At 61.0% G+C, this 24,051-nt stretch carries 21 protein-coding genes; 7 read left to right on the forward strand and 14 right to left on the reverse strand.

Going from position 1 to position 24,051, the window contains the following annotated elements; all coding sequences use genetic code 11:
• The first annotated feature begins 10 nt into the window (after positions 1–10).
• Complete coding sequence (lipA, locus tag ACIPL2_RS15205; protein ID WP_059402097.1) at positions 11–1,033, forward strand: lipoyl synthase; 1,023 nt, start codon at positions 11–13, stop codon at positions 1,031–1,033.
• 176 nt (positions 1,034–1,209) lie between these two features.
• On the forward strand, positions 1,210–2,160 hold the full coding sequence (locus ACIPL2_RS15210) for an LD-carboxypeptidase (protein WP_401357620.1): 951 nt from the start codon (positions 1,210–1,212) through the stop codon (positions 2,158–2,160).
• Between the two features lie 140 nt (positions 2,161–2,300).
• Here ACIPL2_RS15210 and ACIPL2_RS15215 read toward each other — a convergent pair whose 3' ends face one another.
• The 5 genes from ACIPL2_RS15215 to leuS all read right to left on the reverse strand — a co-directional run bounded on the left by ACIPL2_RS15215 (position 2,301) and on the right by leuS (position 8,428).
• Positions 2,301–3,623 (reverse strand): lytic murein transglycosylase, encoded by a 1,323-nt coding sequence (locus ACIPL2_RS15215; protein WP_401357622.1) that lies wholly within the window; start codon positions 3,621–3,623, stop codon positions 2,301–2,303.
• A gap of 62 nt (positions 3,624–3,685) precedes the next feature.
• Positions 3,686–3,850: an alternative ribosome rescue factor ArfA gene (gene arfA / locus ACIPL2_RS15220; RefSeq protein WP_059402094.1), complete on the reverse strand. Its 165-nt coding sequence runs from the start codon at positions 3,848–3,850 to the stop codon at positions 3,686–3,688.
• A gap of 200 nt (positions 3,851–4,050) precedes the next feature.
• Positions 4,051–5,088 carry a DNA polymerase III subunit delta gene (gene holA / locus ACIPL2_RS15225; protein ID WP_401357623.1) on the reverse strand — a complete coding sequence of 346 codons (1,038 nt, stop codon included), beginning with the start codon at positions 5,086–5,088 and terminating at the stop codon, positions 4,051–4,053.
• A gap of 39 nt (positions 5,089–5,127) precedes the next feature.
• A complete protein-coding gene (lptE, locus tag ACIPL2_RS15230; protein ID WP_401357625.1) occupies positions 5,128–5,733 on the reverse strand; it encodes an LPS assembly lipoprotein LptE in 606 nt (201 codons plus the stop codon).
• An 88-nt stretch (positions 5,734–5,821) separates the two neighbouring features.
• The gene (gene leuS, locus ACIPL2_RS15235; protein WP_401357626.1) at positions 5,822–8,428 is read right to left on the reverse strand and encodes a leucine--tRNA ligase; all 2,607 of its coding nucleotides are present in this window, start codon (positions 8,426–8,428) and stop codon (positions 5,822–5,824) included.
• A gap of 279 nt (positions 8,429–8,707) precedes the next feature.
• On the opposite strand from leuS, the gene ACIPL2_RS15240 reads away from it, so the two are divergent.
• Positions 8,708–9,028, forward strand: coding sequence for a hypothetical protein (locus tag ACIPL2_RS15240; RefSeq protein WP_282383331.1), 321 nt, complete (start codon positions 8,708–8,710; stop codon positions 9,026–9,028).
• A 106-nt stretch (positions 9,029–9,134) separates the two neighbouring features.
• On the forward strand, positions 9,135–9,914 hold the full coding sequence (locus tag ACIPL2_RS15245) for a YdcF family protein (protein WP_401357627.1): 780 nt from the start codon (positions 9,135–9,137) through the stop codon (positions 9,912–9,914).
• 100 nt (positions 9,915–10,014) lie between these two features.
• Here ACIPL2_RS15245 and lnt read toward each other — a convergent pair whose 3' ends face one another.
• The 5 genes from lnt to miaB all read right to left on the reverse strand — a co-directional run bounded on the left by lnt (position 10,015) and on the right by miaB (position 15,429).
• On the reverse strand, positions 10,015–11,538 hold the full coding sequence (gene lnt / locus ACIPL2_RS15250; protein ID WP_401357628.1) for an apolipoprotein N-acyltransferase: 1,524 nt from the start codon (positions 11,536–11,538) through the stop codon (positions 10,015–10,017).
• Between the two features lie 8 nt (positions 11,539–11,546).
• A complete protein-coding gene (locus tag ACIPL2_RS15255) occupies positions 11,547–12,386 on the reverse strand; it encodes an HlyC/CorC family transporter (RefSeq protein WP_401357630.1) in 840 nt (279 codons plus the stop codon).
• A 5-nt stretch (positions 12,387–12,391) separates the two neighbouring features.
• On the reverse strand, positions 12,392–12,886 hold the full coding sequence (gene ybeY / locus ACIPL2_RS15260; RefSeq protein WP_059402086.1) for an rRNA maturation RNase YbeY: 495 nt from the start codon (positions 12,884–12,886) through the stop codon (positions 12,392–12,394).
• Complete coding sequence (locus ACIPL2_RS15265; RefSeq protein ID WP_095130815.1) at positions 12,879–13,895, reverse strand: PhoH family protein; 1,017 nt, start codon at positions 13,893–13,895, stop codon at positions 12,879–12,881. Before ACIPL2_RS15265 ends, ybeY begins: the two co-directional genes overlap by 8 nt.
• 205 nt (positions 13,896–14,100) lie before the next feature.
• Positions 14,101–15,429 (reverse strand): tRNA (N6-isopentenyl adenosine(37)-C2)-methylthiotransferase MiaB, encoded by a 1,329-nt coding sequence (gene miaB / locus ACIPL2_RS15270; RefSeq protein WP_401357632.1) that lies wholly within the window; start codon positions 15,427–15,429, stop codon positions 14,101–14,103.
• A 135-nt stretch (positions 15,430–15,564) separates the two neighbouring features.
• Here miaB and ACIPL2_RS15275 point away from each other — a divergent pair, with 135 nt between their 5' ends.
• Positions 15,565–15,894 (forward strand): DUF1820 family protein, encoded by a 330-nt coding sequence (locus ACIPL2_RS15275; protein WP_007894425.1) that lies wholly within the window; start codon positions 15,565–15,567, stop codon positions 15,892–15,894.
• A 122-nt stretch (positions 15,895–16,016) separates the two neighbouring features.
• On the opposite strand, the gene ACIPL2_RS15280 is transcribed toward ACIPL2_RS15275, so the two are convergent.
• The 4 genes from ACIPL2_RS15280 to ACIPL2_RS15295 form a co-directional block, all read right to left on the reverse strand.
• Positions 16,017–16,571 carry a tetratricopeptide repeat protein gene (locus ACIPL2_RS15280; RefSeq protein ID WP_059402085.1) on the reverse strand — a complete coding sequence of 185 codons (555 nt, stop codon included), beginning with the start codon at positions 16,569–16,571 and terminating at the stop codon, positions 16,017–16,019.
• A 225-nt stretch (positions 16,572–16,796) separates the two neighbouring features.
• A complete protein-coding gene (hemL, locus tag ACIPL2_RS15285; protein ID WP_401357633.1) occupies positions 16,797–18,080 on the reverse strand; it encodes a glutamate-1-semialdehyde 2,1-aminomutase in 1,284 nt (427 codons plus the stop codon).
• Positions 18,081–18,111: 31 nt separating this feature from the next.
• Positions 18,112–18,735, reverse strand: coding sequence for a thiamine phosphate synthase (thiE, locus tag ACIPL2_RS15290; RefSeq protein ID WP_401357634.1), 624 nt, complete (start codon positions 18,733–18,735; stop codon positions 18,112–18,114).
• 19 nt (positions 18,736–18,754) lie between these two features.
• Positions 18,755–19,552 (reverse strand): hydroxymethylpyrimidine/phosphomethylpyrimidine kinase, encoded by a 798-nt coding sequence (locus ACIPL2_RS15295; protein ID WP_401357635.1) that lies wholly within the window; start codon positions 19,550–19,552, stop codon positions 18,755–18,757.
• A gap of 316 nt (positions 19,553–19,868) precedes the next feature.
• On the opposite strand from ACIPL2_RS15295, the gene ACIPL2_RS15300 reads away from it, so the two are divergent.
• Together ACIPL2_RS15300 and ACIPL2_RS15305 are read left to right on the forward strand one after the other, a co-directional pair.
• Positions 19,869–22,253, forward strand: a complete 2,385-nt coding sequence (locus ACIPL2_RS15300; protein WP_401357636.1) for a 7TM diverse intracellular signaling domain-containing protein — start codon at positions 19,869–19,871, stop codon at positions 22,251–22,253.
• Positions 22,254–22,327: 74 nt separating this feature from the next.
• Positions 22,328–23,974 carry an acyl-CoA dehydrogenase family protein gene (locus ACIPL2_RS15305; RefSeq protein ID WP_401357638.1) on the forward strand — a complete coding sequence of 549 codons (1,647 nt, stop codon included), beginning with the start codon at positions 22,328–22,330 and terminating at the stop codon, positions 23,972–23,974.
• The last annotated feature ends 77 nt before the right edge of the window (positions 23,975–24,051 follow it).

Raw genomic sequence — 24,051 nt, forward strand, 5'->3', positions numbered from 1 at the left:
ATCGACTGATATGACTACTGATGCAGTGCAAACCATGATCCCGACGCTCGATGTCACCGAGCGTCCGGCCCCGCGTGCCAAGGTTGAAGCCGGCGTCAAGCTGCGCGGCGCCGAGAAGGTTGCACGTATCCCGGTGAAGATCATTCCGACCACCGAACTGCCGAAGAAACCCGACTGGATCCGCGTACGCATCCCGGTTTCCCCGGAAGTCGATCGCATCAAGGCCCTGTTGCGCAAACACAAGCTGCACAGCGTCTGCGAAGAAGCGTCCTGCCCGAACCTGGGCGAGTGCTTCTCCGGCGGCACCGCGACGTTCATGATCATGGGCGACATCTGCACCCGTCGTTGCCCGTTCTGCGACGTTGGCCACGGTCGTCCGAAGCCACTCGATGTCAACGAGCCGGAAAGCCTGGCCATCGCCATCGCCGACCTGAAACTCAAGTACGTGGTGATCACGTCGGTAGACCGCGACGACCTGCGTGACGGCGGTGCCCAGCACTTTGCCGACTGCATCCGCGAGATCCGCAAGCTGTCGCCGAACGTGCAGCTCGAAACCCTGGTCCCGGATTACCGTGGCCGCATGGACGTCGCGCTGGAAATTACCGCCGCCGAGCCGCCAGATGTGTTCAACCACAACCTGGAAACCGTGCCGCGCCTGTACAAGGCGGCGCGTCCGGGTTCGGACTACCAGTGGTCGCTGACCCTGCTGCAACGTTTCAAGCAGATGATGCCGCACATTCCGACCAAATCCGGCCTGATGCTGGGCCTGGGCGAGACCGACGAAGAAGTCATCGAAGTCATGAAGCGCATGCGCGAACACGACATCGACATGCTGACCCTCGGCCAGTACCTGCAACCGTCGCGCAGCCACTTGCCGGTCCAGCGTTTCGTGCACCCGGACGTGTTCGCCTGGTTCGCCGAGGAAGGCTACAAGATGGGCTTCAAGAACGTCGCTTCCGGCCCATTGGTACGTTCCTCGTACCACGCCGACGAGCAGGCGAAGCTGGTCAAGGCCGAGCTGATGTCGTCCTGATCCACTGCAAGACATGAAAAAACGCCCGCCAGGCATTCAGCCTCGCGGGCGTTTTTTTGCCTTGCCCACGGCCACTACCGCCTTTTCCTGCAACCTGCGGAGCAACGAAGCCTCTTCTGTTTGTCTCCGTTCCTGACTACTGTGTGCTTGACGCTTTCACGCAGGGAGATTCATGGATGACCGTTCGACCGACCCACACCCTTTGCCCTCATGCACCCGTTCCGGCCTTGCCGTCGGCTGGGCTGATCGGCGTCATCGCGCCTGCCGGTCCGGCGGCGCTGGATACCGATAAAGCCATAGCCTGGATGCGCGCTCGCGGGTATTCGCTGCGGGTATTTCCCGGTGTGTATGAGCAGGATGGCTATCTGGCCGGCAGCGATGAGGTGCGGCTCAATGATCTGCATGCGGCGTTCGCCGACAGCGAGGTCGACGCGATCATCTGCCTGCGCGGTGGCTACGGTACGCCGCGACTGCTTGATCGAATCGACTTCGCACTGCTGCGCAACAATGCCAAGCCGTTCATCGGCTACAGCGATATCACCGCGCTGCACCTGGCCATTAGTCGTTACGCGGGGTTTGTGACCTTTCATGGCCCGATGCTCAACGCTGACGTGCTGGGTGAAAAGCAAAAACCCACCGAGTCCTCGTTTTTCAACCTGCTCAGAGGGCAGGTGAAGGCGGGCAGCGTGCTGACGCACCCGGTGGCCTACCCGTTGACCACGATCGAGCCTGGCATCGCACACGGGCGTTTGTTGGGCGGTAATCTGTCGATGATCGCCGCGACCATGGGCACGCCGTACGAGATTGATGCCGAGGGCGTCATCTTGTTCATCGAGGACATTAACGAGCCGCTGTATCGCATCGACCGGCTGCTGACCCATTTGCGTTTGGCGGGCGTGTTAAGCAAGCTGCGAGGGGTTCTGGTCGGGGATGTGGCAGGTGTGGACAGCGATGCGCTGGCGCGCTTGCTCAAGCAGACCTTCGAGCCATTGCGCATTCCGGTGCTGGCGGGATGGCGCAGCGGGCATTGTGATCCGAACCTGACGTTGCCGATGGGGGCGCTGGTGAGGCTGGATGCGGGGAACAGGGAATTGGTGTTGGAGCAGGATGTGGTAATCAAGCGGTAGGCATTCATCGCCTGATAGTTAGTCTTCGCGAGCAAGCCCGCTCCCACATTTGATCTATGTTGTTCACAAATTATGTGTTCACAGAAAATCAAATGTGGGAGCGGGCTTGCTCGCGAAAGCGGTATCCGCCATACGGCTAACTATCGGCTACGCAAACCTTCCAGCAACTTGTGCGTCGGATAACCATCCGCCGGCCAGCCAAACGACTGCTGGGCGCTGCGGATCGCCTTGCGGGTGTTGGCGCCGATGATGCCGTCGGCCGTGCCCGCGTCGTAGTTCTGCGCACTCAGCAAGCTTTGCAGTTCCATCCGTTCGCTGCGGCTCAGGGGCAAATCGTCTTTGGGCCACGAGCCGTTGATCAGGCCTGAACCGTTGAAACGCTCGGACAACAGGCTCACCGCCAACGCATAGGACGACGAATTGTTGTACTTGAGGATCGCGCGGAAGTTGTCGAGCACCAGGAACGCCGGGCCGCGGTAGCCGGCTGGCAGCAGCAGGGCGGCGGACAGATGTTCGGAGCCTGGTGGAACCTGGCCGCCATTGGGCAGTGTCACGCCCAGTTGCTGCCATTCGGCGACGCTCTTGCGAATCGTGCCATCGGCCAGCACGTAGTTGAAGCTGCCCGGCAGTTGCACTTCGAAGCCCCATGGCTGGCCTTTCTGCCAACCGGAGCTTTGCAGGTAGTGCGCGGTCGAGGCCAGGGCATCGGCGGAACTGCCCCAGATATCGCGACGGCCGTCGCCATCGAAGTCCACCGCGTGGGTGTTGTAAGTGGTCGGAATGAACTGGGTCTGGCCCATGGCGCCGGCCCAGGATCCGAGCATTTTCTCCGGTTCGATATCACCCTGTTGCAGAATTTGCAGGGCGGCGATCAGTTGCGCGTGGGCGAAACCAGGGCGCCGGCCTTCGTAGGCCAGGGTCGCCAGCGAGTTGATCACCGACTTGCTGCCCTGGAACTGCCCGAAGTTACTCTCCATGCCCCACACCGCGACCAGTGCCTGACGATCGACGCCGTAGCGCTGTTCGATGCTTTGCAGGATGTCGGCGTATTGGCTGACCAGCGCTTCGCCTTTACGCACGCGCAGTGGCGAAAGGGCGCCGTCGAGGTATTCCCACACGGGGCGAGAGAATTCCGGCTGGCTACGGTCGGCGCGGATCACGCTGTCGTCGAAGCTGACATTGGCGAAGGCGCGGTCAAACAGATCGGCGCGAATACCGGCGGCCAGGGCGTCCTTGCGGAAACCGGCCTGCCATTCGGCAAAGGTCTGGGTCGGCTGGATGTCGAGGTTCTCACCGTTCGGCACCACGGGCGGAATCATCGCAGGGGCGGTCGCGACGGGGAGGGTCTGAAGCGGTTGGGCGTCGGCGGCGGTCGGTTTTTCCGCGCAAGCGACTAGCAAGATGAGGCTGGAGGCAGCGATCAGTTGGCGCAGGTGCCAACGACGGGAAAGACAAAAGGGCATGCACGGGTCCAGGGAATACGGATCAGGTGCAGACCTTAACATGTTGAGCGAGCGCCTGCCTTTCAGGCAGCCAGAAAGTAAGAAGCCTCCCAGCTTTTAGACTGGAAGGCTTCGCGGCGGTAGCTGCCTTTGCCCTTGCCGGCGGGTTCCTGACGGCTGCGGAACAGTGGCTGGGCGATGATCGATTTGGCCTTGTTGGGGCCATTCCTGGATGGCTTTTTGCTCATGATGATTGCTCGCAAGTGAGTGGGTTTTGCGGGGGAAATAATCTGCTGATGTTGGGGTTCTGTCTATAGGGGAAATGGAGGCGGTTGTTGTAGGAAACAAGATCAAAAGATCGCAGCCTCGTTTCACTCGACAGCTCCTACAGGGGGGCGCATTCCAATGTAGGAGCTGTCGAGTGAAACGAGGCTGCGATCTTTTGACCTTACTCGGCAGGCAAGGTAAGGCGCTGGCCCGCCATCAACAACGACAACCGGCTCAAACTCATCCACGGCGAACCCGCGGCCTGGCCTTTTATCTGGGCGTCGATGCGCTGTGCTTCCAGCAACAACTGCGCCCAGCGTTGCGCCGAATAGCGTTGCAGGGCTTTGCTCATCAGCGGTTTGCGCTTGTCCCAGACCGGCGGTCGGGCCTGGCTGAAGGCTTTGTCCAGCGGCACACCCTGGCTGTATTGCAGTGACAGGTTGGCCAGCAGGCGCAGTTCGCGGGCCAGGGCCCAGAGAATCACCGGTGGTTCGACGCCTTCACCGCGCAGCCCTTCGAGCATGCGCAAGGCGTGGGCGGCCTCGCCGTTGAGAATCGCATCGGTCAGCCCGAAGACGTCGAAGCGCGCACTGTCGGCCACCGCCGCTTGCACGGTTTCAACGGTGATCTGACCACCTTCGGCCATCAACTTGAGCTTTTCGATTTCCTGGGCGGCGGCCAGCAGGTTGCCCTCGACCCGTGCCGCGATCAGTTCGACCGCGTCCTGGCTGGCGGAAAGCCCGGCCTGGGACAACCGTTGGCGGATCCAGCTCGGCAACTGATTGGCATCCACCGGCCAGATTTGCACGAACTGGGTTTGCTGGCCGTCGACCAGCGCCTTGCCCCATTTGGTTTTCTGCGCACTGCCATCGAGCTTGGGCAGGCTGATCAGCAAAATCGTGTCTTCGGGCGGCCGCGCGCAGTATTCGATGAACGCCGCAGCGCCTTTGTCGCCGGGCTTGCCTGATGGCAGACGCAGTTCCAGCAGGCGTTTTTCAGCGAACAGCGACATGCTTGCGCCCGCTTGCAGCAGCGTACCCCAGTCGAAACTGGCGTCGGCGGCGAAGACCTGGCGTTCGTCGAAACCTTGTTGGCGGGCGGCGGCACGAATCGCGTCGGCAGCCTCCTGACACAACAGTGGGTCATCGCCACTGATGATGTAGACCGGCGCAAGCGGGCCTTGCAGGTGTTTGGCGAGTTGGGCGGGAGCGAGTTTCATAGGCTAGGGCGAACGGGGCGCCTGAGCGCCCCGTAAGTCTTACTGCTGCGGCAGCTGGATGGGCGACTGACGCGGCGTTTCCGCTTCAGACTTCTGCGCCGCTTCCAGCGCTGCGGCTTCAGCCTTGGCTTTGGCCTCGGCCGTCTGTTGCAGCTGATCCAGTTGAGTCGGCGTGAGCTGCTGCAGGCGCAGCATCATGCGTTGAACCAGTTCGCGACGCATTTCGACGCGGGCGTCGTTGGCTTCCTGATCGGACCCCACCAGGTTGTTGCCGTCGTGAATGAAGACTTTCTGTACTTCAAGCTTGTCGGTCATCAGCGGCAGGTTGCCCTGGCCACGAATGTCGTAGCTGAGCACTGTCGTCATCTGGTACTCGCCAGTACGGCCGGCGCCTGCGTAGCTGAGGATGCGCTGGCTTTCCTGCTCGTCGGTCAGAATCAGTTTGTACGGTGCGCCGCTGTAGACCTTGACGCCGCTGCTGCTCAGAACCTGACGCAGTTGGGTGACGGTTTCGCCATAGGCGTTGCGGGCGGTCAGGTCGAGTTCCTTGATCGCCAGTTCAGTGGTGCCGGTGCCGCGCAGCTGGAAACCGCAGGCGCTCAGCAGAACGGCGAGGCCTATCACCAGCAAATTGCGTTTGATCATCTTGTTGCTCCCCTTGAAACCATGGGGGCCGATCTTGCGGCCCGAAAGGTTTTACTCGGCGCCAGGCATGACCTGGCGCCCGATCCAATTAGCTGGCGACGATATTGACCAGTTTCCCGGGCACTACGATCACTTTACGAATCGTCAGACCGTCGACGAAGCGCAACACGTTCTCGTTGGCCCGTGCAGCGGCTTCGACGTCTTCGCGGCTGGCGCTGGCGGGCATTTCGATGTGTCCGCGCAGCTTGCCGTTCACCTGAATCACCAGTTGCAGGCTGTCTTGCACCAGCGCGCTTTCGTCCAGCTTCGGCCAGCCAGCGTCGATCACCGGGTCAGCGTGACCCAGTCGATTCCACAGCTCGTGGCTGATGTGCGGAGTGATCGGCGCCAGCAGCAGGACCACGGTTTCCAGGCCTTCGTGAATCAGTGCGCGATCCTGTGCGGTGCCTTGCGGGGCTTTTTCCAGCACGTTCATCAACGTCATCACCTGGGCGATGGCGGTGTTGAATTTGTGGTTCTGGCCGACGTCGTGGCTGGCCTGCTTGATGGCCTGGTGGATCGAGCGGCGAATGGCTTTCTGCTCGTCGTTCAGACTGGCGACGTCCAGTGTGCCCGGCAGGCCCTGAGTCACGTGCGCTTGCGCCAGGCGCCAGACGCGCTTGAGGAAGCGGTGCGAGCCTTCTACGCCGGAGTCGGACCATTCCGCGCTCATGTCGGGTGGCGAGGCGAACATCATGAACAGGCGGCAGGTGTCAGCGCCGAACTGATCGATCATCGACTGTGGGTCGACGCCGTTGTTCTTCGACTTGGCCATCTTCTCGGTGCCGCCGATCTCGACCGGCAGGCCGTCTGCAATCAGCTTGGCGCTGACGACCTTGGCCTTGCTGTCGCGTTCGAGTTCGACGTCCGCCGGGTTGAACCAGGTGTAGGCACCGTTGGCTTCGCGACGATAGTAAGTCTCGGCGATCACCATGCCTTGGGTCAGCAGGTTCTTGAACGGCTCGTTGGAGCTCACCAGGCCTTCGTCACGCATCAGCTTGTGGAAGAAGCGCGCGTACAGCAGGTGAAGAATCGCGTGTTCGATACCGCCAATGTACTGATCCACCGGCAACCAGTGGTCGGCCGCGGCTTTTTCCACCAGGCCACCTTCATAGTGCGGCGAGGCATAGCGGGCGTAGTACCACGAGGACTCGACGAAGGTGTCCATGGTGTCGGTTTCACGCTTGGCTGGCTGGCCGCATTTCGGGCAAGCGCACTCGTAGAACTCGGGCATGCGCGCCAGTGGCGAGCCGGCGCCATCCGGTACGACGTCTTCCGGCAATACGACCGGCAGTTGATCTTCCGGGACCGGCACATCACCGCAGGTCTCGCAGTGGATGATCGGGATCGGGCAGCCCCAGTAGCGCTGGCGGCTGATGCCCCAGTCGCGCAGGCGGAACTGGGTGCGCGAGGCGCCGAGGTTTTTCTTGATCAGCGCAACTTCAATGGCGTCGAACGCTCCGGCGAAGTCGAGGCCGTCGAACTCGCCGGAATTGATCAGCGTGCCGTGCTCGCCATAGGCGTCCTGCCACGGGGCCGGGTTGGTGTCACCGGAACTGGTGCGCACCACCGATTTGATCGGCAGGTTGTACTTTGTGGCGAATTCGAAATCACGTTCGTCGTGCGCCGGTACAGCCATGACCGCGCCGTCGCCGTAGTGCATCAGCACATAGTTGGCGACCCACACCGGGAGTTTCTCACCGGTCAGCGGGTGCTCGACGAACAGCGAGGTCGGCAGGCCTTTTTTCTCTTGAGTGGCGACGTCGGCTTCGGCAACGCTGCCGCCTTTGCATTCAGCGATGAACGCTTGCAGCTCAGGATTGTTCTGTGCGGCCAGGGCCGCCAGGTGGTGTTCGGCGGCCACGGCAACGTAGGTCGCGCCCATCAGGGTGTCCGGACGGGTGGTGAACACTTTCAGCGCGCCGGTTTCGCCGATGGAATCGACGTTGTACGGGAACTGCACTTCCATGCCGCGGGATTTGCCGATCCAGTTGCGCTGCATGGTCTTGACCTGTTCAGGCCAGCCCGGCAGATCGTCGAGGCTCTCCAGTAGCTCATCCGCGTAAGCGGTGATCTTGAAGTAGTACATCGGGATTTCGCGCTTTTCGATCAGCGCGCCGGAACGCCAGCCACGGCCGTCGATCACTTGTTCGTTGGCCAGGACGGTCTGGTCGACCGGGTCCCAGTTCACGGTGCCGCTTTTTTTGTAGATCACGCCTTTTTCGAACAGGCGAGTGAACAGCCATTGTTCCCAGCGGTAGTAATCCGGCTTGCAGGTGGTCACTTCGCGCGACCAGTCCACCGCCAGGCCCAGGCTGCGCAGCTGGGTTTTCATGTAGGCGATGTTTTCGTAGGTCCACTTGGCGGGCGCTACGTTGTTCTTCATCGCGGCGTTTTCCGCCGGCATGCCAAAGGCGTCCCAACCCATGGGTTGCAGGACGTTCTTGCCTAGCTTGCGCTGGTAGCGGGAGATCACGTCGCCGATGGTGTAGTTGCGCACGTGCCCCATGTGTAGCTTGCCGCTGGGGTAAGGGAACATCGACAGGCAGTAGAACGTCTCCTTGCCTGGCTGTTCACTGACTTCAAAGGACTTTTGCTCGTCCCAGAACGACTGGGCGGCGGCTTCGATTTCACGGGGCTGATATTGTTCGTGCATGGCTACTTTTGAACTGAATAGGGGTGGCCTAATCCTCTTCAATGCAACGTTGGACATTGATCACGCCAAATCGGCGTTTCGGTGTCCAGACGAGCTGGAAGTGGAGTTACAGGAAGCGCCGTAGCATACATGACCGCGCTCTACCGAGGGAAACCCTGATTACTGCCGCAGGTCACCCGAAACCCGCTGCGAGGGCCGTTGGTCGCAGCACTCAGCCGGTTTGTTGATGGAAGCTAAGCTCTAAATGGGGAGTAAGTCTTATCTTCAATGAGGTGAGGGATGGTTGAGTCACGGCAAAAAGTTACAAAACCGGAGCTTTACGAAAGACTGATCGATCGTCTGGGAATGGCCCTGGACGCGGCTAAAACCGCTGGCCGGTTACGCGACGAACGTCCGCTGGAACTGGAATTGCGTGGCTTGAGCCCCGCAGAGTTTGCACTGGTCAAAGCGTACCTCGATCGCAGTGAACGTGAGACACACGGATGCTTGTCAGAAGCAGTGAAGCAACTCGACGCACCACGTTCGGCCAAGATCATCTGGCTCAAGGACAAGACTCCCGGCAGAGACGCGGTAAAGGTCCGGTCTCTGCAATTCAAGTAAGGGCACTTGAAGCCATGTCGTATGGTTTTTTGAAGCATAGTCCTTCCGCATCTGTTGTCGCATCGCGTCAACCCACTTAGGCTTCGAGCATCTCTGGAGATGCTCGATGCCTTTTCGTTATTTCGTGAAACAACTTCTACTGCCGCCCGGCATTCTTTTGTTGCTGTTGGTCCTCGCCTGGTGGCTACGCCGCTCAAGACCGAGACTTGCCAGCCTGTGCTTTGTCCTCGGCGCGGGCGGCTTCTGGTTGATGAGCCTGCCCGTTGTCGTGCAGTGGAGCGCCGAACTGCTTGAGCGTGAACCGCCGCTGGCTCGCGACGAATGGGCGACGCTGGCCCAACAGGCTGACGCGATAGTGGTGCTGGGTTCAGGGCGTGAGCGTGGCGACCTGGCGTGGGGTGAAGACCAGCCGACCGGCGTGGGCCTGGAGCGCCAGCGGTATGCGGCGCGATTGGCCAAGGCGTCCGGCCTGCCGATCCTGACCAGTGGCGGCCTGCATTACGGCACGCCGCCGACTGAAGCCAAATTGATGGCTGACTCTTTGCTGGATGATTTCGGCGTGACCGTGCGTTGGCAGGAAGGGCGTAGTCGCACGACTTGGGAGAATGCGCAGTTCAGCGCCGAGGTGTTGTTGCCGCAAGGGATCAAGCGCGTGGTGCTCGTGACCCAGGCGTGGCACATGCCGCGTGCGGTCTGGAGTTTCCAGAAGGCCGGGTTTGAGGTGGTGCCGGCGCCGATGGGGTTTCTGGGCGTAGACAACGCCCGGCCATTGGGTGGCTGGTTGCCGGAGTTCAAGTCGATCTGGCAGAGCGGGCAGTTGATGAATGAGGCGGTGGGGCAGGTCGGGTATTCGTTGTTTTACCGGAGTGAGGTCACCGCCGATTGATGCGGCGTCTGCTGTACCGCCTTCGCGAGCAAGCCCGCTCCCACATTTGAACTGCGTCGTACACAGATCAAATGTGGGAGCGGGCTTGCTCGCGAAGCTTTTAAACGGTCTTGGCCATCCGGCTGGCTATCAACGCCCAGCCAAACAACAACACACACACGATGATCAGCGGCCAGGAACGCCATTCCAGGTACGGCGTCAGGTTGTGCATTGGCACCACTTCGCCATACAGAATGCCGCGTTCGAACTGCGGGATCTGCACCGTGATCTGCCCGAACGGGTTGATCAGGCCGGTCACGCCGTTGTTGGTGGCGCGGATCATCCAGCGACCGGCCTCCAGCGCGCGCATCTGCGCCATCTGCAAGTGTTGCAGCGGGCCGATGGAAGTGCCGAACCAGGTGTCGTTGCTGATGGTCAGCAGCAGATCGCTTCGGGCGGCGAGGCTGGCGGCGAATTCCGGATACACCACTTCATAGCAGATGAACGGCGCAATCTGATAACCCTTGGCCTGCAACATCGGCTGGTCGGCCGGGCCACGGGCAAAGTCCGACATCGGCAGGTCGAAGAAGGCGATCAGGCCACGCAGCACGTCCTGCAACGGCACGTACTCGCCAAACGGCACCAGCTTCTGCTTGAGGTACGTGCCGTCGCCTTCACCGACCACGGTAATGCCATTGAAGAAACGCTTTTCGTGGCGGACTTCTTCGCGAATCGGTACCCCGGTGATCAGCGCGGATTTACGCTCGGCCGCGAAGTTGCCCATCATGTTCAGGTAGCCCTCGGCGGACTCCTTGAGCACCGGGACTGCCGTTTCCGGCCAGATCAACAGGTCGACAGGTTTGGAGCTGAAACTCATGTCGCGGTACAGCGCCAGCTGCGCGTTGAGCTGCGCCGGGTCCCACTTCATGCTCTGTTCGATATTGCCCTGAATCGCCGCGACACTCAGCGGAGCGCCCGCCGGGGTTGTCCAGGCGTGTTCCTTCAGCGTCATACCGGCCACCCACGGGCCGATCAGCAGCAACACACCGGCGGCGATGAAGCCTTTGCGCCCGGTGCGCACCAGTCGTACAGCGTTGTAGATCAGCGCCGCCGTCAGGGCCAGGGTGAAGGAAATCAGCCACATCCCGCCAACCGGCGCGAGCCCGGCCAATGGCCCGTTGAGTTGGCTGTAACCGGAGTAGAGCCACGGGAAACCGGTCAGGAACCAGCCGCGAAAGGCTTCCTGGCCGACCCATAACGCGGCAAACGCCAAGGCATCGGCCAGCGGCGCCTCGTTACGACGCAGCCAGCGCGCCCAGATCCAGGCGGGCAGGGCGAAGAACCAGGCAATCGCCGCCGTGAAGATCAGCATCAGGAAACCGGCCAGCAGCACCGATGCGCCGCCGAAGTGGTGAATGCTGTAGTAGATCCAGCTGGTGCCGGCACCAAACAGGCCGAAACCGAAACACCAGCCACGGCCCAGGGCCTGACGGGGATTCAGTTCGCGCAAACCGGCATAGAAGAAACCTACCGCCAGCAATGCCAGCGGCCAGATATCGAACGGCGCCAGGGCCAGGGTGGTGAGTGCACCGGCCGCCACGGCCAGCAGGTTACCGGGCCAGCCGGGGCGGGTCAGACGATGCATTTCAATCCTTAGCGTGCAATAGGTGTCAGGCGCAGCAAGTGAATCCGACGGCTGTCGGCGTTCAGGATGCGAAAGCGATACGGGCCGATTTCAGTGATTTCGTTGCGTTTGGGCAAGTGCCCGAACGCGCTCATCACCAGACCGCCCACAGTGTCGAATTCGTCATCGGAGAATTGGCTGTCGAAGAACTCGTTGAAGTTCTCGATCGGCGTCAGGGCCTTGATCAGGAAGTCACCGCTGGGCAGTGGCTTGATGTAGCTGTCTTCTTCGACGTCGTGTTCGTCTTCGATGTCGCCGACGATCTGTTCCAGCACGTCTTCGATCGTCACCAGACCCGCCACGCCGCCGTATTCGTCAATGACGATGGCCATGTGATTATGGTTGGCGCGGAACTCGCGCAGCAGCACATTCAGGCGCTTGGACTCCGGCACGAAGGTGGCCGGGCGCAGCAGGTCCTTGATGTTGAAGCTGTCGCCGTTCTCCTTGAGGATCAACGGCAGCAAGTCCTTGGCCAGCAACACGCCCATCACGTCATCGTGACTTTCGCCGATCACCGGGTAACGGGAGTGGGCCGAGTCGACCACGGCCGGCAGGAACTCGCGGGGTGTCTGGGTCGCCTTGATGCTGACCATCTGCGAGCGCGGGACCATGATGTCCCGTACTTGCAGGTCCGCCACCTGGATGGCGCCTTCGACGATGGCCAGCGCTTCGCTGTCCAGCAGTTTGTTTTGGTGTGCGTCGCGCAGCAGCTCAAGCAGCTCCTGGCGGTTCTTCGGCTCGTGGGCAAAAGCCTGGGTGAGCTTACCCAGCCAAGACTTTTGCCCGTTGCTCGATCGATCTTCGCTCATAGCGATTACTCTGAATCCTTTGTTGTTACGATTGGGGGTGTGTCAGTTTCGTCGTCCGCATACGGGTCTCGATGACCCAGCTCTGCAAGCAACGTTCGTTCCAGTGCTTCCATTTCTTCGGCTTCCTCGTCATCTATATGGTCGTAACCAAGCAGATGCAAGCAGCCGTGAATGACCAGATGCGCCCAGTGGGCCTTGAGTTCCTTGCCTTGTTCGGCGGCTTCGCGCTCGACCACGGCCACGCAGATCACCAGATCGCCCAGCAGCGGGATGTCGAGAAACTCGTCAGGCACGTCGGCAGGGAACGATAAGACGTTAGTGGCGTAATCCTTTTGCCGCCAGGTGTGATTCAGTTCGCGCGCTTCTTCTTCATCGACCAGGCGAATGGTCATTTCGGAGTCAGCCGTGCGCTGGCGCAGAGCCAGTTCGCACCATTGGCGGAACTCGGCTTCGCTGGGGGCAGGCGCTTGGGTAGCCAGTTGCAGATCAAGCTCAAGCATCGTGGCGATTGTCCTTGGAAGAGAACTTCGCCGGTTCGTCAGCCACACGATTCTCGAAGCGCTCGTAGGCTTCGACAATGCGCTGCACCAGCGGATGGCGCACAACGTCCTTGGGCATGAAATGGGTGAAGCTGATACCCGGCACGTCTTTGAGCACTTCGATCACATGGTGCAGCCCGGACTTGGTGCCTTTCGGCAGGTCGACCTGGGTGATGTCACCGGTGATGACTGCCGTGGAGCCGAAGCCGATCCGGGTCAGGAACATCTTCATCTGCTCGACGGTGGTGTTCTGGCTTTCGTCGAGAATGATGAAGCTGTTGTTCAGCGTACGACCACGCATGTAAGCCAGCGGCGCGACTTCAATGACCTGGCGCTCGATCAGCTTGGCCACGTGTTCGAAGCCGAGCATCTCGTAGAGTGCGTCGTAGAGCGGGCGCAGGTACGGGTCGATCTTCTGGGACAGGTCGCCGGGCAGGAAACCGAGCTTTTCGCCCGCTTCAACCGCCGGACGAACCAACAGGATGCGGCGGATCTGCTCGCGTTCCAGCGCATCCACAGCGCAGGCAACGGCCAGATAGGTCTTGCCGGTACCGGCCGGGCCGATGCCGAAATTGATGTCGTTACCGAGGATTTCCTTCACGTAGCGCAACTGATTCAAGCCGCGAGGGCGAATCATGCCTTTCTTGGTGCGCAGGGCGACGGAAGGTTCGGACGGGGAAACGTTGTCCAGCTCTTCGACGGCCGATTCCTGCAGGAACAGGTGAACCATGTCCGGCGACAGCTCGGTACCCTTGGTTTCCCGGTACAGGCGGCGCAGGAGGTTTTCCGCGGAGGTGGTGTGTTTGGGTTCGCCGATCAGTTCGAACTGGTCTCCGCGGTTGCGGATCTCGATATTCAGGCGCTGTTCGATCAAGCGCAGATGCTCGTCGAATTGCCCGCACAGATTGGCGAAGCGGCGAGCCTCAAAGGGCTCGAGGATAAAACGATGTGGTTCTATGGGTGCGTTCAAGGTCGTATTTAGCCGCCCTGGGGCAATTAAGATGAAATCAAGGATAACGCCAGTGGGCTGGGTGCGAAAGGCCTTAAATAACCAACGTCTGACACCGCCCTTGCAGGAGTGAGGCTTGCCCGCGAAGGCGGACTGACATTCAACCGATGAGTTGTCTGTCGTGGCGCCTTCGCGGGCAAGCCTCGCTCCTACAGGTTATGTGGGGTTATTGGATCAGCGAGCCCCGCAGCGAGTGCGGTTGTGCCGCGTCGATGTGCACGTCGGCGAACTGGCCGATCAAGGTCGGGTTGTCGCAGCGGAAGTTGACGATGCGATTATTCTCGGTCCGGCCTTGCAACTCACCGGGGTCTTTTTTCGAATAATCGGTGACCAGGATCCGCTGGATCGAACCGACCATTTGTCGGCTGATCTCGAAACCTTGCTGGTTCAGGCGATGTTGCAGGGCGTTCAGGCGTTCTTTTTTCAGCGCTTCCGGCGTTTCGTCGGCCAGGTCGGCCGCAGGTGTGCCCGGGCGTTGGCTATAAACGAACGAATAGGAGAAGTCGAAACCGACGTCTTCGATCAGTTTCATGGTCTGTTCGAAGTCTTTCTCGGTCTCGCCCGGGAAGCCGACGATGAAGTCCGAGCTGATGCAGATCCCCGGCACGGCGGCGCGCAATTTGCGCAGCTTCGATTTGTATTCCAGCGCCGTGTGGTTGCGTTTCATTGCCGACAGAATCCGGTCCGAACCCGACTGCACCGGCAAGTGCAGGTGTTTTACCAGCTCCGGGACGTCGGCGTGGGCCTGGATCAGGCTGTCGGAGAATTCCAGCGGGTGCGAAGTGGTGTAGCGAATGCGGTCAATGCCATCGACGGCGGCCACGACGCGGATCAACTCGGCGAGATCGGCCAGGCGTCCATCGTGAGTGGTCCCGCGGTAGCCGTTGACGTTCTGCCCCAGCAGGGTCACTTCACGCACACCGTTTTCGGCGAGGTGGATGATCTCGGCGATCACGTCGTCGAACGGCCGGCTGACTTCTTCGCCACGGGTGTACGGCACCACGCAAAACGTGCAGTACTTGCTGCAGCCTTCCATGACCGACACATAAGCGCTCGGGCCGTCGATGCGCGGTTCGGGCAAATGGTCGAATTTTTCGATTTCCGGGAACGAGACGTCGACCTGCGGCAGCTTGGTCAGGCGTGCGGCGTCGATCATTTCCGGCAGGCGGTGCAGGGTCTGCGGGCCGAACACCACATCGACGTACGGCGCGCGATCGCGGATGGCTGCGCCTTCCTGGCTGGCCACGCAACCGCCGACGGCGATCACCATGTCCGGGTTGGCCAGTTTCAGTTCACGCCAGCGGCCGAGCTGGGAGTACACCCGGTCCTGGGCGCGTTCGCGAATGGAGCAGGTGTTGAGCAGGATCACGTCGGCGTCTTCAGCGCGAGCGGTGACTTCCAGGGCCTGATGTTCGCCCAGCAGATCGACCATGCGCGAGCTGTCGTACTCGTTCATTTGGCAACCGTGGGTTTCGATGTAAAGCTTCTTGGCCATGGACAGAGTCATCACGTGATTCAAAGAACCGCGCATTATAGGGAACATGTTCCCAGGTTCCTACCGCTGTGCGTCCGGCGGCTATGCTATAGTTCGCGCCCTCATTTTTATCCCCCGATGTGTTGCTCGCCCACCATGACCAAACGTGAAGCTCCAATCTACAAGGTGATTTTCCTCAACCAGGGCCAGGTGTACGAAATGTATGCCAAACAGATCTATCAAAGTGATCTGTGGGGCTTCCTGGAAGTGGAAGAGTTCGTCTTTGGCGAGCGCACGCAAGTGGTCGTCGATCCGAGCGAAGAGAAGCTCAAGGCTCAGTTCGAAGGCGTTGTGCGCAGTTTTGTGCCGATGCATTCGATCGTGCGCATCGACGAGGTCGAGCGCCTTGGCACCCCGAAAATCAGCGAAGCCCGCGGCGCGGTCGGCAATGTCATGCCGTTTCCGATGCCGATGCCTGAGAAGTAAGTTTCGAGACCGAGTCGCGCCCTTCGCGAGCAAGCCCGCTCCCACATTTGATTTGTGTACGACGCAGATCAAATGTGGGAGCGGGCTTGCTCGCGAAGGGGCCTAGTCATAACAACGCAGATTCAGGGGAGTGGCGAAAAAGGCGTACGCCCATCGGCGCTTTGCAATTCCATCAGGTACTTGCGGAATATCTGCCCCAGCACCTGAGTCGCCACCTCAAGCTCTTCGCGTGGCATCTTCTCGGCGACTTCGTCAGCCGTGTCCAGCGCGTCTTCCGCGCCATTGACCGCCGCCATTTTCAGCACGATGTACGCCTGAACGTTATTGGCTGGCACGCCTTCGCCGTGGAAAAACATGGTGCCGAGTTTGAATTGCGCCTGGGCGTGGCCTTGCAGCGAGGCCTTTTCGAAGTAGTCCAGGGCTTTCTTGAGGTCGCGCGGGGTGTTATTGCCGTCGTAGTAGAACTCACCCAACTCGTATTGCGCTTGCGCATCCCCTTCATCCGACGCTTTCTGGCAGGCAGCGAGTGCCTGAGCCAGGTCTTGCGGCTGAGTATTGAGGGTGCAACGACCCATCGCTGGGATTAACAACGAGTTGCCGCCTGCTTGTGCGAGCGCGAGCAGGGGCTGAAGGAGCAACAGGCAGCCCAGTGCAAGGGCGCGGCCGGTGCGGTTCATGGGAATCGACTTACCTCTGAAGGGCGCGCGGACCCATCGAGGGGATCCAATAAGCGCGCATTATGAAATAAGCAGGGCCAACCTTACAAAGTCTTTACTCGTTTTTCTGCTGCGCGGGGAATATATCGCCCACTTTGCGGCTGATTGCTGGCAGAAGCGTAGGAAAAGAGGCGGGAATGTAGGTGAAAGCTGACGCTGGCAATCGCCAGCGTCAGCGCAACAGCGTTATTTCAACGCGGCAAATGCGCGTTCGGCGGCATCCAGGGTCAGTTTCAGCTCGGTGTCGCCGTGGGCGATCGAGGTGAAGCCGGCTTCGAATGCGCTCGGTGCCAGGTACACGCCACCTTCCAGCATCAGGTGGAAGAAGCGCTTGAACAGGTTCGCGTCGCTGCCCATCACGTCATCGAAGGTCACGATGTCGTCGGCGCCGCTGAAGTACAGACCGAACATGCCGCCGGCCTGCGTGGTCACGAACGGAATGCCGGCGGCATCGGCGCGTTGCTGCAGGCCGTCGAGCAGGCGGCTGGTGTAGTCGGTCAGCTCGGCGTGGAAGCCCGGACGGCTGATCAGGCGCAGCGTGGTCAGGCCGGCAGCCATCGCCAGCGGGTTACCCGACAAGGTGCCCGCCTGATAGACCGGGCCCAGTGGCGCGATGTGCGACATGATTTCGCGCTTGCCGCCGAAGCAGCCGACCGGCATGCCGCCACCGATGATCTTGCCGAAGGTGCTCAGGTCCGGCGTCACGCCGTAGTGAGCTTGTGCGCCGCCGAGGGCAACCCGGAAACCGGTCATCACTTCGTCGAAAATCAGCACCACGCCGTGCTGGTCGCACAGGGTCCGCAGGCCTTCGAGGAAGCCCGGTGCCGGCGGCACGCAGTTCATGTTGCCGGCCACCGGTTCGACGATGATGCAGGCCACGTCCTGGCCGACGTCGGCGAGCATGGTTTCTACCGCGTCGATGTCGTTGAACGGCAAGGTCAGGGTGTGTTTGGCGAAATCCGCCGGCACACCGGCCGAGCTCGGCACGCCTTGGGTCAGGGCGCCGGAACCGGCCTTGACCAGCAGGCTGTCGGAGTGACCGTGGTAGCAGCCTTCGAACTTGATGATGCTGTCGCGGCCGGTGAAACCACGGGCCAGGCGGATCGCGCTCATGGTCGCTTCGGTGCCGGAGCTGACCATGCGCACCATTTCCATCGACGGCACGATCGAGCAGACCAGATCAGCCATCTGGGTTTCCATCTCGGTCGGCGCGCCGTAGGACAAACCGTGTTCCAGTTGTTTGCGCACCGCGTCCAGCACGTCCGGATGGCTGTGGCCGAGAATCATCGGCCCCCAGGAACCGACGTAATCCACATAACGCTTGTTGTCTTCGTCGGTGACGTAGGCGCCTTCAGCGTGTTTGAAGAACAACGGCGTGCCGCCAACGCTTTTGAACGCGCGAACAGGCGAGTTCACGCCACCGGGAATGTGTTTCTGGGCATTGGCAAACAGGGTTTCGGAACGAGACATGATCGGGCTCTCAAATCAGATTTTTAGCTACTTAAACAGAAAGCAGGTCGTTGAATGCGCGGGCGCGGCGTGTCACTTCCGCCGTGCTCTCGGCGCCAAACAAGCCATGCACCACCGCCAGCAGATCGACCCCGTGGGCCACCAGCGGGGCGGCGTTGTCGAGGGTGATGCCGCCGATCGCGCAGATCGGCAGGTGCAGTTTGCTGCGGGCCTGATCGAGCAGTTCGAGGCTGCACGTCGGGGCGCCGGGTTTGGTGCTGGAATTGAAAAAGCGGCCGAAGGCGACATAACTGGCGCCTTCCTTGGCGGCTTGCTCGGCGAGTTCGAGTTGCGCGTGGCAGGTCGAACCGATGATCGCCTGGCGACCCAGCAGCGCACGGGCCGGGGTCAACGGGCCATCGGTCTGGCCCAGGTGCACACCGACGTTCAGGCGTGCGGCCAGTTCGGCATCGTCGTTGATAATCAGGTGAGTCTTGTAGCGTTCACACAGATCGCGCAGGGCTTCGGCCTCACGCAGACGGCGGGCTTCGTCGCTGCTCTTGTCGCGGTATTGCAGCAGGGCGACGCCGCCTTCCAGCGCCGCCTCCACGTACGTAAGAAATTTACCGGCCAGTAGCTGGCTGTCAGTAATGGCGTACAGGCCACGTAGTTTCATCGGACAAGCCTCAATGGCGTTACGAACAGAAATCCAGCGGCAGGCGGCGTGGCACGAATTGGCCTTTGCCCAGCTGCTCGGCATCTCGCAGGGTGCGCCAAGTGTAGTCAAGCGCGGTCTTCACGGCGCTGACGAGATGTTCGCCCTGAGCGAGACGACCGGCCAACGCGCTGGCCAACGTGCAGCCGGAACCGTGATAGCTGCCGGGCAAACGCTGGCAGGTAAAGGTTTGGCGGCTGCCGTCACGGCTGTACAAGCGATTGTGGATTTCGTGTTCATCGCCATGGCCGCCAGTGATCAGCAGGTGTTTGACGAACGGCAGGAGTTTTTCAGCGCACTCGTCCGCGGTGCCTTCGGGCAGTTCGGCGAGGATGCGGGCTTCGGGAAGGTTAGGGGTGGCAATGATGGCCAGGGGCAGAAGGCGTTCGCGCATGGCGTAGCCGACTTCGTCCTTGCCCAATCGTCCGCCGCCACCGGCGCGCAGCACCGGGTCGCAGACCATCGGCAAATGCGGGTGCGCCTGGAGCAGTTCGACGACGGTGTCGACCATTTCCAGGGAACCGAGCATGCCCAGTTTGACCGCCGCTACCGTCGAGTCGTTGAGCACGGCATTGGCCTGGGCCAACACCCACTCACGGTCGAGGACGCGGAAGTCAGTGACATTGACCGTGTCTTGCACGGTCAGGGCGGTGACGGCCGGAGCCGCATGGCAACCCTGGGCGAGCAGGGCTTCGATATCTGCCTGCAAGCCGGCGCCACCACTTGGGTCGTGGCCGGAGAGACAGAGGACAACGGGGCGAGAGCTGTAGATATTCATGGTGCGCGAGCTTACCACCAGTCGACCAGCGAGTCATGAAGGACCCTGTAGCGGTTAAGCAGCCTGCTGCTACAAAATTGTCGCCAGCCGCCGATGCAAAGTCAGGGGCTGATCGGGCTATTAGCTTTAGCACAATTTTAGGTGCTGGAACGCCCGTACTAGAGCCTTTGTAGGAAAAATTTCAATGGTGCTCAATGGCCACCAACGGCTATGCTAGAGTGGATCCAAATCAATAACAGGTAATACCGGTTTTACGTCTACTCAAAAGGAATGAGGGGCTTCCTGAGATAACCGGACAGGCCACGCTGGGGCTTAAATGCGCTATTTGCTAATGTTGCTGTTGTGCTTGCCCCTCCTGGCGAGCGCCGTCGAATTCGATGAATTCACTCAAAGCCTTCCCCTGGGCCGAACCCTGCAAGTGTTCGAGGACGCCGGTGGTCAGGCGACCATCGCCGATGTGCGTGCGCAAGCCGCGGCCGGTAACTTCAAACCCCACGATAAGGACACCCTCAACGCCGGTTATTCGCGTTCGGCGTTCTGGCTGAAAATCGACCTGCATTACCGCCCGACCAATCCCGCCGTGCAACGCACCTGGTTGCTCGAACTGGCCTATCCGCCCCTCGATCACCTCGATCTCTACGTGCCCGATGCGGCCGGTGTGTATCAGTTGGTCCAGCGGACGGGTGATGCCTTGCCGTTCGCCAGTCGCGAGATTCGGCAGAACAACTACCTGTTCGCTCTGAATTTCACCCCCGACCAGGCGCAAACGGTGTACCTGCGTCTGGAAAGCGAAGGCTCGGTCCAAGCGCCCGTCACGTTGTGGTCGAGCACCGCTTACCTCGAAGAACAGCCGATCCGCCTCTATGTGTTGGGGCTGATCTATGGCGTGTTGGCGGGGATGCTGGTCTACAACCTGTTCATCTACCTCAGCGTGCGCGACACCAGTTACCTCTATTACATCTTCTACATCGCCTCGTTCGGTTTGTATCAGCTGTCGGTCAACGGCGCGGCCGTGGAGTATTTCTGGCCGGACAACCCTTGGTGGGCCAACGCCGCAACACCATTCTTCATCGGTTGCGCCGGGCTGTTCGGCAGCCAGTTTGCCCGTAGCTTCTTGCAGACAGCCGAGCACAGTCGCTGGCTCGACCGCTTGCTGCAGGCGTTGATTGCGTTTGGCGCGTTGGTGGTCGGGTTGTCGCTGATGACCAGTTACGGCCTGGCCCTGCGTCTGGCGACGGCCTTGGCGCTGACGTTCACCGTGGTGATTTTTGCCGCGGGGATTTTGGCCTGGCTGCGTGGCCTGCGGGTGGCGCGGTATTTCATCATTGCCTGGTCGGCGTTTTTGCTCGGCGGCATCGTCAACACTCTGATGGTGCTGGGCTATCTGCCGAACGTGTTCCTGACCATGTATTCCAGCCAGATCGGTTCGGCCATCGAAGTCGCGTTGTTGTCTTTGGCCCTGGCCGACCGCATCAACGCGATGCGCGAGCAGCAGGCGCAGACGCTGTTCGATGCCGGCCAGAAGCTTGAAGTGCTCAACCAGCAACTGGCGCACAGCAACAAACTCAAGGACGAATTCCTCGCTACCCTGACCCACGAACTGCGCACGCCCATGAACGGCGTGATCGGTTCGCTGGAGCTGATGCAGACTGTCGAGATGGACCCGGAACTGGAGCAGTACCAGCAAACGGCCGCCGGTTCGGCGCGCGACATGATGCGCATGGTCAATGGCATCCTCACCCTGACCGAGTTGCAGGCCGGCCGGCTCAACGCGACGGCGGCCACCTTCAGTTTGCGCGGTGTGGTCGAGGCCTTGCGCGTGCAGTTCGAGAGCAATGCCTTGAGCAAGTCGCTGGATTTCAAAGTCGAGGTGACGCAAGGGCTGCCGGACCGCTTGCACGGTGACAGCGCCAAGTTGACGCAATGCCTGGAATGCCTGCTGGATAACGCGATCAAGTTCACCCGGATCGGCGGGTTGGCGCTGCGGGTCACGGGCAAACCTGTGGAGCCCGACCGGCTGGCGTTGTCCTTTGCGGTGATCGACACCGGCATCGGCTTCACCGATCTGGGGGAGGCGACGATGTATCAACGGTTCTTCCAGGTCGATGGCTCGATGACCCGCGAGTACGGCGGCCTGGGCATCGGCCTGGCCATCTGTCGGCAACTGATCGAATTGCTCGGCGGGCGCCTGACACACCGCACCGAACCTGGGCGCGGCAGCCGCTTCCAGCTGGATGTCGAGTTCGAGTTGCCGGTCGTGGAGCGGGTGGCAACGCCCTTTATGACGCGGGATTTCCCGCGCCTGCGGCTGCCGCAGGATTGCACCGTGCTGCTGGTGGATGACAACAGCATCAATCAACTGGTGATGCGCGGGATGCTGCTCAAGCTTGGGTTTCGGGTGCGGACTGCCGACAACGGTCATGCCGCGCTCGATCATTTGCAGCGAGAGACTTTCGACGCGGTGCTGCTGGATAGCCCGTTACCGACGCTGGACGGCGTATCGTTTTGTTGCCAGATCCGCGCGTTGCCGGGTTGCGGCGAACTGCCGGTGTTCGTGATTGCCGTCAGCGTTGAGCGGGAGCGCTGCCCGACCGGTGCCTTGATTGATTACCTGAGCAAACCGGTGAAGTTCGAAGATTTGCAGGCGGCGTTGTATCGACGGGTGCTCTGTCCAAGGCAGGGTGAAAGCGCCGACAGTTAGGCAGATATGACACTTTGTTCGGCCACGGGGCGGTGCTTAACTGAAATCCCTTGGCTGACCAAAGGAGCCCCGTCATGAACCTGCATCAGTTCGCCGAAACCCACGAAGTCACCAACCAGCCACCGTCGCTGGATGGCACCAACCTGTATCGCATCGACCTGCCTTTGCAGGAGTGGTCGCGGCGTTTCGGGGCCGGGTGGGCCGAGTCGCGGATCGACGCTTACGGCGCGCTGGCCGGTGGGCCGCTGATGGAAGCAGGGTTCCTGGCCAATCAGAACAAGCCGGTGTTTAGCAGCCATGACCGTTACGGCCATCGTATCGACCTGGTGGAATTTCATCCGGCTTATCACGAACTGATGCGCACGGCGGTCGAGCACGGTTTGACCTCGTTGCCCTGGGCGCATCCGCAGTCCGGCGCCCACGTCGCCCGCGCCTCCATGACGTATCTGCACAGCCAGGCCGAAGCCGGCAGCGGCTGCCCGCTGACCATGACCTTCGCCAGCGTGCCGGCCCTGCGCCTGCAAGCGGACCTGGCCAAACAGTGGCTGCCGAAGATCCTCGCCACCGAATACGACCCGCGCAACGTCGGCATGGCGCATAAGGCCGGTGTCACCATCGGCATGGCCATGACCGAGAAACAGGGCGGCACCGATGTGCGCGCCAACACCACCAAGGCCTATCCGGTCGGCGCCAGTGGTCCGGGCCAGGCCTATGAACTGGTGGGCCACAAGTGGTTCTGTTCGGCGCCGATGTGCGACGCCTTCCTGACCCTGGCCCAGACGGACAAGGGTTTGACCTGTTTCCTGCTGCCGCGCCATCGCCCGGACGACACGCGCAATCAGTTCTACATCCAGCGCCTGAAAAACAAACTCGGCAATTGCTCCAACGCGTCCAGCGAAGTGGAGTTCCGTGGCGCGCTGGCGTGGATGGTCGGCGAAGAGGGCCGAGGCGTTCCGACCATCATCGAAATGGTCGCCATGACCCGCTTCGATTGCATGGTCGGTTCCAGCTCGCTGATGCGCCAGGCGCTGACCCAGGCCAGCCATCACTGCGCGCACCGGATGGTTGGCGGCAAATTGCTCAGCGAACAACCGTTGATGCAGAACGTCTTGGCCGACCTGGCGCTGGAAAGCGAAGCCGCCCTGGCGCTGAGCCTGCGCATGGGCAAGGCGCTGGATCATCTGGATGACAGCCATGAAGCGAAATTCGCCCGGCTGGTGACGGCGGTGGGCAAATACTGGATCTGCAAACGCGCCCCCGCAATGATCAATGAAGCCGCCGAGTGCATGGGCGGTGCCGGTTATGTCGAAGACAGCATCCTGCCGCGTTTGTACCGTGAGGCGCCGGTCAATTCGACGTGGGAAGGTTCCGGCAACGTGCAATGCCTCGACGTGCTGCGGGCCCTGTCGAAAGAACCCGGCGTGCTCGATGTGTTGTTCAGCGAGTTGGGCGATGGCCATGGCGACAAACGCCTGGCCGCGCACATCAGTCAATTGCAGGCAGCCTTCAAGGACACCAGCGACATTCAATACCGCGCCCGGCAGTTGACCGAAGACATCGCCCTGGGGCTGCAGGCCAAGCTGTTGCTGGAGGCTGGCAACTCTGCTGTCAGTGATGCCTTCATCGCCAGCCGGCTCGGTTCGGCGGGGCGGGTGTATGGCGCGTTGCCGCGAGGGCTGGATGTGGAAGCGATTGTGGCGCGATCGACCCCGATGCTGTGATCGACATCAAACCCCTTGTGGGAGCGGGCTTGCTCGCGAAGGCGGACTTTCAGTCAACATCACTGTTGAATGTTAAA

This window comes from Pseudomonas sp. NPDC086251, assembly GCF_044746405.1.
In the GTDB taxonomy this organism is placed as follows: Bacteria; Pseudomonadota; Gammaproteobacteria; order Pseudomonadales; family Pseudomonadaceae; genus Aquipseudomonas.

What these genes read in the sequence shown, in the direction of transcription:
- lipA (WP_059402097.1), top strand. Translation starts at nt 11, where the DNA reads ATGACTACTGATGCAGTGCAAACCATGATCCCGACGCTCGATGTCACC.
- holA (WP_401357623.1), bottom strand. Translation starts at nt 5,088, where the DNA reads ATGAAACTCGCTCCCGCCCAACTCGCCAAACACCTGCAAGGCCCGCTT.
- ACIPL2_RS15275 (WP_007894425.1), top strand. Translation starts at nt 15,565, where the DNA reads ATGACCAAACGTGAAGCTCCAATCTACAAGGTGATTTTCCTCAACCAG.
- ACIPL2_RS15210 (WP_401357620.1), top strand. Translation starts at nt 1,210, where the DNA reads ATGACCGTTCGACCGACCCACACCCTTTGCCCTCATGCACCCGTTCCG.
- ACIPL2_RS15245 (WP_401357627.1), top strand. Translation starts at nt 9,135, where the DNA reads ATGCCTTTTCGTTATTTCGTGAAACAACTTCTACTGCCGCCCGGCATT.
- ybeY (WP_059402086.1), bottom strand. Translation starts at nt 12,886, where the DNA reads ATGCTTGAGCTTGATCTGCAACTGGCTACCCAAGCGCCTGCCCCCAGC.
- ACIPL2_RS15280 (WP_059402085.1), bottom strand. Translation starts at nt 16,571, where the DNA reads ATGAACCGCACCGGCCGCGCCCTTGCACTGGGCTGCCTGTTGCTCCTT.
- ACIPL2_RS15255 (WP_401357630.1), bottom strand. Translation starts at nt 12,386, where the DNA reads ATGAGCGAAGATCGATCGAGCAACGGGCAAAAGTCTTGGCTGGGTAAG.
- arfA (WP_059402094.1), bottom strand. Translation starts at nt 3,850, where the DNA reads ATGAGCAAAAAGCCATCCAGGAATGGCCCCAACAAGGCCAAATCGATC.
- miaB (WP_401357632.1), bottom strand. Translation starts at nt 15,429, where the DNA reads ATGGCCAAGAAGCTTTACATCGAAACCCACGGTTGCCAAATGAACGAG.
- hemL (WP_401357633.1), bottom strand. Translation starts at nt 18,080, where the DNA reads ATGTCTCGTTCCGAAACCCTGTTTGCCAATGCCCAGAAACACATTCCC.
- ACIPL2_RS15295 (WP_401357635.1), bottom strand. Translation starts at nt 19,552, where the DNA reads ATGAATATCTACAGCTCTCGCCCCGTTGTCCTCTGTCTCTCCGGCCAC.
- ACIPL2_RS15215 (WP_401357622.1), bottom strand. Translation starts at nt 3,623, where the DNA reads ATGCCCTTTTGTCTTTCCCGTCGTTGGCACCTGCGCCAACTGATCGCT.
- ACIPL2_RS15240 (WP_282383331.1), top strand. Translation starts at nt 8,708, where the DNA reads ATGGTTGAGTCACGGCAAAAAGTTACAAAACCGGAGCTTTACGAAAGA.
- leuS (WP_401357626.1), bottom strand. Translation starts at nt 8,428, where the DNA reads ATGCACGAACAATATCAGCCCCGTGAAATCGAAGCCGCCGCCCAGTCG.
- ACIPL2_RS15305 (WP_401357638.1), top strand. Translation starts at nt 22,328, where the DNA reads ATGAACCTGCATCAGTTCGCCGAAACCCACGAAGTCACCAACCAGCCA.
- lptE (WP_401357625.1), bottom strand. Translation starts at nt 5,733, where the DNA reads ATGATCAAACGCAATTTGCTGGTGATAGGCCTCGCCGTTCTGCTGAGC.
- thiE (WP_401357634.1), bottom strand. Translation starts at nt 18,735, where the DNA reads ATGAAACTACGTGGCCTGTACGCCATTACTGACAGCCAGCTACTGGCC.
- ACIPL2_RS15300 (WP_401357636.1), top strand. Translation starts at nt 19,869, where the DNA reads ATGCGCTATTTGCTAATGTTGCTGTTGTGCTTGCCCCTCCTGGCGAGC.
- lnt (WP_401357628.1), bottom strand. Translation starts at nt 11,538, where the DNA reads ATGCATCGTCTGACCCGCCCCGGCTGGCCCGGTAACCTGCTGGCCGTG.